Below are 8,690 nucleotides of genomic sequence, written 5' to 3'. Positions count from 1 at the left end.
CCGGGCTGGCCGGGGCGCTATGACCAGGCAGGCGAACACCTCAACGGCCAGTGGCAGCAGTATGAAATTTACGATTATCCGGGTCGCTATAAGGACGAGCAGCACGGCGCGGATTTTGCCCGCTACCGGATGGAAGGCTGGCGTTCGGACGCGGAAACGGCCACCGGCACCAGCAATTCTCCGGTACTGTGGCCCGGCGTGAGGTTCAACCTGACCGGGCATCCCACATCGGCCCTGAACCGGGAGTGGCAGGTGGTGAGCAGCCTGCTGAGCGGCGACCAGCCGCAGGCCCTGCACGGCAGCCAGGGCAGCGGCACCACGCTGACCAACCAGTTCTCGGTTATTCCCGCAGACCGGACCTGGCGCATGCCACCGCGGGCAAAGCCCCGGGTGGATGGCCCGCAGAGCGCGGTGGTCACCGGCCCGGAAGGGGAAGAGATTTTCTGCGACGAGCACGGCCGCATTCGGGTGAAATTCATCTGGGACCGCTATCACGGCTGCACTGAAGACAGCTCGTGCTGGATACGCGTATCGCAGGCGTGGGCCGGGGCGGGTTTTGGCAATCTCGCCATTCCGCGGGTGGGCCAGGAGGTGATTGTCGATTTCCTCAACGGCGACCCGGACCAGCCGGTGGTGATGGGCCGGACTTATCACGAGGATAACCGCCCGCCGGGAGACCTGCCGCTCACCAAAACGCAGATGACTGTTCGCTCAAAAACGTATAAAGGCAGCGGCTTTAACGAACTGACCTTTGAAGACGCCACCGGGCAGGAAAGGGTTTATCTGCACGCGCAGAAGGATATGGACACGGAGGTGCTGAACAACCGCAGCACGGATGTGAAGGCTGACCACACGGAAACCATCGGCCATGACCAGAAAATCAGCGTGGTGCATGACCAGGACCTCGCCGTACAAAACGACCAGACGGTCAGCGTCAGACATGACCGGATGGCGAACATCAGCCACAACGACGGACTGTATGTGGCGAATGACCGCAAGGTGACCGTGGACGGCACGCAGCACCATAAAACCAGCGGCGACCACATCAGCCTGGTGGCAGGGAAATACAGCCTGCAGGTGAACAGTGAGCTGGCGCAAAAAATCAGCGGTGCGCTGGGCATAAAGGCGCAGGGGGAGATGGTGCTGGACAGCGCCAGCAAAATCACCCTGAAGGTGGGGAGTTCGTTTGTGGTAATCAGCCCGTCGGGGGTGGACATCAGTGCGCCGGTAATCAATCTCAACAGCGGCGGCAGCCCGGGAAGCGTGGTGCAGACCGTACAGCCCGCGGTGCTGAAGGCGCCGGGGGAGGAGGGGAAAGGCGGCCTGGGAGAGAGTGCTGAGGGAGGTGCTGGTGCGGGTGGCGAAGGGAACAATGACGGAAGTGATTCCAGGGAACCGGATGCATCGGAAAAATATAATATTCAGTTCCGATTTATGAATGATAATGGCTTTCTTTATTGTAACACTCGGTACATTGCCAAACTGACAGATGGAAGCCAAAAGAAAGGAATAACCGATAATAATGGCAATACTGAATTGTTTATAACTGCTGACGAATCTCAGGAGATTGATATCAGGATATTGAGCCAGAACATTGATATGATATTGGGAGGTGTGAATGAGTAGCGTCCAAAAAAGTACCAAAGGTATCAGTGAAAAGAAAAAATTGTGTGTTAAAGAAGTGAAAGTTACGAATCAATTTAAAAAGATGATGCAGGAGACGCTGGATGCTACCAGAAAAGTGTTGTTTCAGAGGCAAGTAGATCTAAGTGTGCAAGGCTGGAATGATGAAAAACAGGAAGAGTTTCAAGGCATATTTGGTGTGAAGGGCACTGCGGTCATAACAATTGACAGTAAAGAGGAAAAAGAAAAAATAAAAGAGGCTGATACAGAGACGGCATTTGATCCTTATATAGAGAAAAGAACTGGTATTACAGCTTATCAATTCATGAAAGAGAGTGTAGACCGTTTGATTCTTATAGCTGAAAAAATAACTGTTGAAGATCCTAATGATATAGAGTCACGTCTTCACGGTAATTTTGTTAACAAAACGGATAGGAATGATGCTTCAGCTAACGTTACGGCCGATCAGACATATCTCTTGAATCCTGTATTTTACAATAGCACGCTGCGTATAAATATATGTCAAAATTTTGTATGCAAGCCGCTTACAGGAAAAAACTCCAGGGTATCTACACTTTGTCATGAACTTTCCCATTTTTATCGAAATGGTGCACAAGGTGAATATGGAGGGATGGGTACCGATGATATGCCAACTAAGGGAGGTTTTAATAATAATAAATCCTATGTGAAAAATGCTGATGCATTAAAAATTGAGCACAGTCAGTATGTGTTTAAAAATGCATATAATGTTGAAAGATATTTTGAGTTGACATCAGTTAGTGAAGATGTGTAGGGATAGTAGCATTTATAGATAACCGATTGGAAGCGGTATGTTTATCTGGAATGTTTTAATTGATCATTGAATAGTGGGTTGTGCCATGAATAATAATTCATATTTAATAAAAATAACAGCGGCGCTAATGTGTACCCTTCACTTTTCGTGTGCGCTTGCAAGTGAAGATGTTATTCTCCAAAAATACACATATGGATATCCTTATTCCAGTGAAGGACGGCGTAATAAGGCAATGACTGATCCTTTGCCTGGTGCGGATTTAACCCTGGATGGAAAGGTTGGGAAAATATATTCTTACTATAGTTTGAGCGAGGAAGGAAATAGCGTGATGCAAAAAAAGAAACATATTTATGCTCATCTTTTAGTTCAGAATAGAGGTCATGATATTGTTGCTAAGGTTGGTTTTTATAACCGAAGCCATCAGACATATTATATCCATAAAAGTAGGCTTGCTATAGATGATCCGGAGTTTTACCCTTTATATGGTCATGCATTTTCAATAGCTTCGGATGGCGTGAGTTCATATTACCTTGGTCATCGATGGCATTTTGATGATGAGGTTAATGAAAGTAGAGATGGATGGGAGGAAATTCCAGCAAGAAAAATTTATTCATTTACAATTAAATTGAACGCTGCATATGCATTCTTGCCAGGGAGACATCATTACAATATAGGTTCCTTAGAGTATTCTATCGTCAATAAGCAATGGTTTGTTGATCAGGAAATATACAAAAACCTCTTTTCAATTCTTGCGTTGACTTACTTTGATTGCCAGGTGAAAAAGGATGAACCCTATGTTCTGAAAGTTAATGAGTTGTGTACTTTAGATGATTCTTCTGACATTAGCATAGGAGAGTTTTTATATAATTTAGATTTTCATGGCTTTGATCCCAATAATTATTTTGAGATAAGAACTAATCAGATTGTGATTGACATAGATGGAGATAAGCTAACATCGCCTTATGATGACACTGAGGGTGGTGGTCGATGAAGAGAAAAATATTTAATGCTAAACAAAATATTTATGTAGGTAAGTGAAATGAAAAATATAATAATAAATGGAAAGAAAAACCCACCAGCACATCTCTGCTGGTGGGTTTTATACTACGGATACTGATTATTTATCAGTATCGTCGTGTGCATGTTCATCTTCACGGCAGTCGCCTTCTGCGCAGTGACCGTAAAGATACAAGCTGTGGTTGGTCAGACGAATGCCGTGTTTAGTGGCGATTTCGCGCTGACGCGCTTCAATGGAATCATCACTGAATTCAATCACCTTGCCACAGTCGAGGCAAATCAGGTGATCGTGATGATGTTGTTGTGTCAGTTCGAAAACAGATTTACCGCCTTCGAAATTGTGGCGGGTGACAATGCCGGCGTCGTCGAACTGGTTCAGAACGCGATAAACCGTTGCCAGACCAATTTCTTCGCCCATGTCGATAAGGCGTTTATAGAGGTCTTCCGCACTGACATGGTGATTGTCCGGCTCCTGAAGCACTTCCAGAATTTTTAAACGAGGAAGCGTGACTTTCAGGCCGGCCTTCTTCAATGCGGTATTGTTGTCAGTCATGCGGAATCAGTCCTGTTGCTATACGATACACTTCCTTATCAGGAAGCATTACTAAGAATGAATTCAGGATAATGCGTCTCATTATAGAACTGTCAACCTTAAATGAAAACCGCAATCCCTGAGCAAAGTATGCTTTTCAAAAACGAGGCGTCCGGCAAAGCGAAACCTCAGACCTCGTCAAAACAGTGGACATTGTACAGACATGCGGCCAAAAGTTAAAAATTTGTAGCGATTAATTTGATTGCTTTTAGCTATTAATGTCACACAACCTATCGCTAATACGGCGCAACGCAGGCGCTGCGCCGTCACCCAATCAGGCGTTTTTAATCTCTTCGAGGTGCAGCTCTTCAGAAATCTGCTTAACCCATTTCTCAACACGCTCTGCGGTCAGTTCTGGTTGACGGTCTTCGTCAATCGCCAGACCGACGAAGTGATCGTCATCAGCCAGGCCTTTAGAGGCTTCAAAATGATAGCCCGCCGTTGGCCAGTGGCCGACGATAGTTGCGCCGCGTGGTTCAATGATGTCCCGGATTGTGCCCAGTGCGTCACAGAAGTACTCTGCGTAGTCTTCCTGGTCACCGCAGCCGAACAGCGCGACCAGCTTGCCGTTGAAGTCTACCTCTTCCAGCGTTGGGAAGAAGTCGTCCCAGTCACACTGCGCTTCACCGTAATACCAGGTCGGAATACCCAGCAGCAGAATATCGAACCCTTCGAGATCTTCTTTGCTGCTCTTGGCAATGTCATGCACTTCAGCAACGTCTTTCCCAAGCTGCTTCTGAATCATCTTCGCGATATTTTCGGTATTGCCGGTGTCGCTGCCGAAGAAAATGCCTGTAATTGCCATGAGTAAAATAACCTCTTGAAACGTATTGAAATGGTGGTGGAATGTTGCCCACAGATAAAGGCAATGATAGCAGGAGGTGAAGTGCGCGGAAACAGCAAACGCGCTGGACTGCACTCTCTGCTACATGAAAGTGACGTTTTGCTGGATTTTCAGACAAGTTCCTGGCGATGCAGAGCGGCCAGTTGTTGCATCAACATCTCTTCGATGAGTTCGCTGCGGCTCATGTTTCTGGCGTCAGCCAGTTCATTCAGCGCATCAACGGCGTCGTTATTGAGCTTCAGCTCAACTCGCTTGAGACCTTTACTCTTGTCACGTTTAAGCTGATTACGCTTATTAATGCGTAACTGTTCGTCGCGTGAGAGCGGATTGGTTTTCGGCCTTCCCGGGCGACGCTCATTTGCGAACAAATCTAATGTCGTTCGGTCCGTTTGTTCTTTTGCCATGATTCAGAGTGACTTCGGGGAAACAAGCCGCCGGACGACAGGCCCGGCGCAGATAGCGCGCAATCATACATCAGCGAACCCCACACGCCAACGCCGTGAGCCACATTGGCGTGCGGTCGCTCGCATTTTAATCATTCAGCCAGATATCGGCGAATGGCGCGGAGCACAGCGTCCGGTTTTTCGGCATGCACCCAGTGTCCTGCGCCTGCAATAATATGCGCTCGGGCTTGCGGGAACTGAGAGAGCAAATCATCGCGATACTCTGGCGTGACGTACGGTGAGTTTCCGCCAGGAATGAACAGGGCAGGGTGATCCCACGCAGGAACAGTCTGCCAGCCAACAATATTGGCATACTGATCCCACAAGACGGGCACGTTAAAGCGCCACGCGCCCTCGACAAACGACTTCAGCAGAAACTGAATCACGCCTTCTTCATTAAGATGCTCGCGCATCACTTCAGCGGCTTTTTGACGCGTTGCCACGCCCGCTTCGGTCACGGCGTTAATGGCCGCAAAAATCTCATCGTGACGACGGACGTGATAATCCACGGGGGCGATGTCGATAGCGACCAGCTTATCCACGCGATTCGGCGCTAACGCCGTGAAGGCCATCACCGCTTTTCCGCCCATTGAATGACCCATCAGCGTGGCTTTTTCAATGTTATGGGCATCAAGGGTGTCTAAAAGATCCTGAGCCATCGCGGAATAAGTCATTTCAGATGAACGCTCTGACTGGCCGTGATTGCGCATATCAACTTGCAGGATGTCATGGTCGCTCACGAGGTCTCGGGCGAGGATCCCTAAGTTATCCAGACTCCCAAAAAGGCCGTGTACCAGGACGATGGGAGAATTATTGTGCGGGTTTTGTGCAGTTTGCGCTCGGGTATGTAAATTCATGGCAAAGTTCTTTTTTTCGCTTCGTCGGGTTAGGGTATCATGTTGAACATTCTGCCACCCGGCTGCAACACTCAGTAGTCGTCTGAGTTTTTGCCGACACGCTATCCGCTGTTGGGTTTTGACTTTATAATCCCAACGACTTGTATTCAGAAAAGATATCTCACTGGATTAAGATGAAAACGATCGAAGTTGATGACGAACTCTATGCCTTTATCGCTAGCCACACCCGGCACATCGGCGAGAGCGCATCCGACATTTTGCGGCGCATGCTGAAATTTTCCGCTGCCTCGCAACCCGCAGCAACCGTGGTCAAAGACACGCCGGTTCAGCCTGCTGCACCGGTCGTCGCCGCCGTGAAAAAAGTCTCATCCCGAAAAGAGAACGTTCGCGCGGTGCGTGAACTGCTGCTTTCTGATGAATACGCCGAGCAAAATAAAGCGGTTAACCGCTTCATGCTGGTGCTGACTACACTTTACTCCTTAGACAGCAAGGCATTTGTTGAGGCCACCGAGTCACTGCATGGTCGTACGCGTGTTTACTTCGCCGCTGATGAAGCGACGCTGCTGAAAAACGGCACGCACACCAAGCCAAAGCAAGTGCCTCAGACGCCGTACTGGGTCATTACCAATACCAATACTGGCCGTAAATGCAGCATGGTTGAGCACATCATGCAGTCAATGCAGTTCCCCGCGGAATTGATTGAAAAGGTTTGCGGCACAATCTAACCCTTGCATAAGAAGGACCAGGCAATGGCAACTCATAACCGTGCGGGTCAGCCTGCACAGCAGAGTGATTTGATTAACGTCGCCCAACTGACGTCTCAGTACTATGTGCTGAAGCCGGAAGCAGGCAACGCAGAACACGCAGTGAAATTCGGCACGTCCGGACACCGCGGGAGCGCAGCTCGCCATAGTTTTAACGAACCGCATATTCTGGCGATTGCCCAGGCGATTGCGGAAGAACGTGCGAAAAATGGCATCACCGGGCCATGCTACGTGGGTAAGGATACTCACGCCTTGTCTGAGCCGGCGATCATTTCCGTACTGGAAGTCCTGGCTGCGAACGGCGTGGACGTGATTGTGCAGGAAAATAACGGCTACACCCCAACGCCTGCCATCTCGAATGCCATCCTGGTTCATAACAAAAAAGGGGGCCCACAGGCCGATGGGATCGTGATTACGCCGTCCCATAACCCGCCGGACGATGGTGGCATCAAGTACAATCCACCGAATGGCGGCCCGGCTGATACCAACGTCACCAAAGTGGTGGAAGACCGCGCGAACGCACTGATGGCGGATGGCCTGAAAGGGGTGAAACGCCTTTCACTGGATGCAGCGTATGCGTCTGGTCATATTAAAGAACAAGATCTGGTGCAGCCGTTCATTGAAGGCCTGGCCGATATTGTTGATATCAAAGCGATTCAGAAAGCGGGCCTGAAGCTGGGCGTTGATCCGCTGGGCGGTTCCGGGATCGAATACTGGAAACGCATTGCCGAGTTCTACAAACTCGATCTGACCATTGTGAACGATCATGTCGATCAGACTTTCCGCTTTATGCACCTCGATAAAGACGGTGCGATCCGTATGGATTGCTCCTCTGAGTGTGCGATGGCGGGGCTGCTGGCACTGCGTGATAAGTTCGATTTGGCTTTCGCCAACGACCCGGACTATGACCGTCACGGCATCGTCACGCCGGCTGGCCTGATGAACCCGAACCACTATCTGGCTGTGGCTATCAATTACCTGTTCCAGCATCGCCCGCAGTGGGGCAAAGAGGTTGCGGTGGGCAAAACGCTGGTCTCTTCCGCAATGATTGACCGCGTGGTTAACGACCTTGGCCGTAAACTGGTGGAAGTGCCGGTAGGCTTCAAATGGTTTGTTGACGGCTTGTTTGACGGCAGCTTCGGCTTCGGCGGCGAAGAGAGTGCGGGCGCGTCATTCCTGCGCTTCGACGGCACGCCGTGGTCAACCGATAAAGACGGCATCATCATGTGTTTGCTGGCCGCAGAGATCACCGCAGTCACTGGCAAGAACCCGCAGCAGCATTACGATGAGCTGGCTGCACGTTTTGGTGCGCCAAGCTACAACCGTTTGCAAGCTTCTGCAACGTCCGCACAGAAAGCGGCGCTGTCTAAACTTTCCCCAGAAATGGTGAGCGCTAACACGCTGGCCGGTGACCCAATCACCGCACGCCTGACCGCAGCGCCGGGTAACGGTGCTTCCATCGGCGGCCTGAAAGTGATGACCGAGAACGGCTGGTTCGCGGCTCGTCCATCCGGCACCGAAGACGCCTACAAAATTTACTGCGAAAGCTTCCTCGGCGCGGAACACCGTAAGCTGATTGAGAAAGAAGCCGTAGAGATTGTTAGCGAAGTGCTGAAAAACGCCTAGGTTGATCTGTTTTGAAAAGCCATCTCCAGATGTAATGCAGATCAATTAAAGAATAGAGTTGCAATGAAAGGGTTCATATTTGCCATGAACCCTTTTTTAATGGAATTTGACAGCTTCTCGACATCACCAAT

General features: G+C 49.7%; 9 protein-coding genes. 5 read left to right on the top strand and 4 right to left on the bottom strand.

What is annotated here, in order from left to right; genetic code table 11:
* The 3 genes from tssI to ACLW56_RS21235 all read left to right on the top strand — a co-directional run.
* On the top strand, positions 1-1,626 hold a 1,626-nt coding region (gene tssI, locus ACLW56_RS21245), incomplete at its 5' end, for a type VI secretion system tip protein TssI/VgrG (RefSeq protein WP_330985693.1).
* Positions 1,619-2,416 carry a hypothetical protein gene (locus tag ACLW56_RS21240; RefSeq protein WP_330985692.1) on the top strand — a complete coding sequence of 266 codons (798 nt, stop codon included), beginning with the start codon at positions 1,619-1,621 and terminating at the stop codon, positions 2,414-2,416. The genes tssI and ACLW56_RS21240, both read left to right, overlap by 8 nt.
* 85 nt (positions 2,417-2,501) lie before the next feature.
* Positions 2,502-3,407 (top strand): hypothetical protein, encoded by a 906-nt coding sequence (locus tag ACLW56_RS21235; RefSeq protein ID WP_330985691.1) that lies wholly within the window; start codon positions 2,502-2,504, stop codon positions 3,405-3,407.
* Between the two features lie 126 nt (positions 3,408-3,533).
* Here the strand turns inward: ACLW56_RS21235 and fur are convergent, their stop codons facing one another.
* The 4 genes from fur to ybfF all read right to left on the bottom strand — a co-directional run bounded on the left by fur (position 3,534) and on the right by ybfF (position 6,169).
* On the bottom strand, positions 3,534-3,986 hold the full coding sequence (gene fur, locus ACLW56_RS21230) for a ferric iron uptake transcriptional regulator (RefSeq protein WP_330985690.1): 453 nt from the start codon (positions 3,984-3,986) through the stop codon (positions 3,534-3,536).
* Positions 3,987-4,299: 313 nt separating this feature from the next.
* Positions 4,300-4,830 (bottom strand): flavodoxin FldA, encoded by a 531-nt coding sequence (gene fldA, locus ACLW56_RS21225; RefSeq protein ID WP_312629191.1) that lies wholly within the window; start codon positions 4,828-4,830, stop codon positions 4,300-4,302.
* A 149-nt stretch (positions 4,831-4,979) separates the two neighbouring features.
* Positions 4,980-5,273, bottom strand: coding sequence for a LexA regulated protein (gene ybfE, locus ACLW56_RS21220; protein WP_330985689.1), 294 nt, complete (start codon positions 5,271-5,273; stop codon positions 4,980-4,982).
* A gap of 131 nt (positions 5,274-5,404) precedes the next feature.
* Positions 5,405-6,169 (bottom strand): esterase, encoded by a 765-nt coding sequence (gene ybfF / locus ACLW56_RS21215; protein WP_330985688.1) that lies wholly within the window; start codon positions 6,167-6,169, stop codon positions 5,405-5,407.
* A gap of 173 nt (positions 6,170-6,342) precedes the next feature.
* Between ybfF and seqA the strand changes: the two genes are divergently transcribed.
* Together seqA and pgm are read left to right on the top strand one after the other, a co-directional pair.
* On the top strand, positions 6,343-6,894 hold the full coding sequence (gene seqA / locus ACLW56_RS21210; RefSeq protein ID WP_330985687.1) for a replication initiation negative regulator SeqA: 552 nt from the start codon (positions 6,343-6,345) through the stop codon (positions 6,892-6,894).
* 24 nt (positions 6,895-6,918) lie between these two features.
* On the top strand, positions 6,919-8,559 hold the full coding sequence (gene pgm / locus ACLW56_RS21205; RefSeq protein WP_330985686.1) for a phosphoglucomutase (alpha-D-glucose-1,6-bisphosphate-dependent): 1,641 nt from the start codon (positions 6,919-6,921) through the stop codon (positions 8,557-8,559).
* Positions 8,560-8,690 lie beyond the last annotated feature (131 nt).

This window comes from Pantoea sp. sgz302252, from assembly GCF_047713085.1.
Lineage (GTDB): Bacteria > Pseudomonadota > Gammaproteobacteria > Enterobacterales > Enterobacteriaceae > Scandinavium.
Note: the sequence above shows the minus strand (reverse complement) of the source record. Positions and strands in the feature narration are given on the sequence as shown.

Bases quoted from the DNA above. Each gene is read 5' to 3' on its own strand.
- ACLW56_RS21240 (WP_330985692.1), top strand. From the start codon at position 1,619: ATGAGTAGCGTCCAAAAAAGTACCAAAGGTATCAGTGAAAAGAAAAAA.
- ACLW56_RS21235 (WP_330985691.1), top strand. From the start codon at position 2,502: ATGAATAATAATTCATATTTAATAAAAATAACAGCGGCGCTAATGTGT.
- fur (WP_330985690.1), bottom strand. From the start codon at position 3,986: ATGACTGACAACAATACCGCATTGAAGAAGGCCGGCCTGAAAGTCACG.
- fldA (WP_312629191.1), bottom strand. From the start codon at position 4,830: ATGGCAATTACAGGCATTTTCTTCGGCAGCGACACCGGCAATACCGAA.
- ybfE (WP_330985689.1), bottom strand. From the start codon at position 5,273: ATGGCAAAAGAACAAACGGACCGAACGACATTAGATTTGTTCGCAAAT.
- ybfF (WP_330985688.1), bottom strand. From the start codon at position 6,169: ATGAATTTACATACCCGAGCGCAAACTGCACAAAACCCGCACAATAAT.
- seqA (WP_330985687.1), top strand. From the start codon at position 6,343: ATGAAAACGATCGAAGTTGATGACGAACTCTATGCCTTTATCGCTAGC.
- pgm (WP_330985686.1), top strand. From the start codon at position 6,919: ATGGCAACTCATAACCGTGCGGGTCAGCCTGCACAGCAGAGTGATTTG.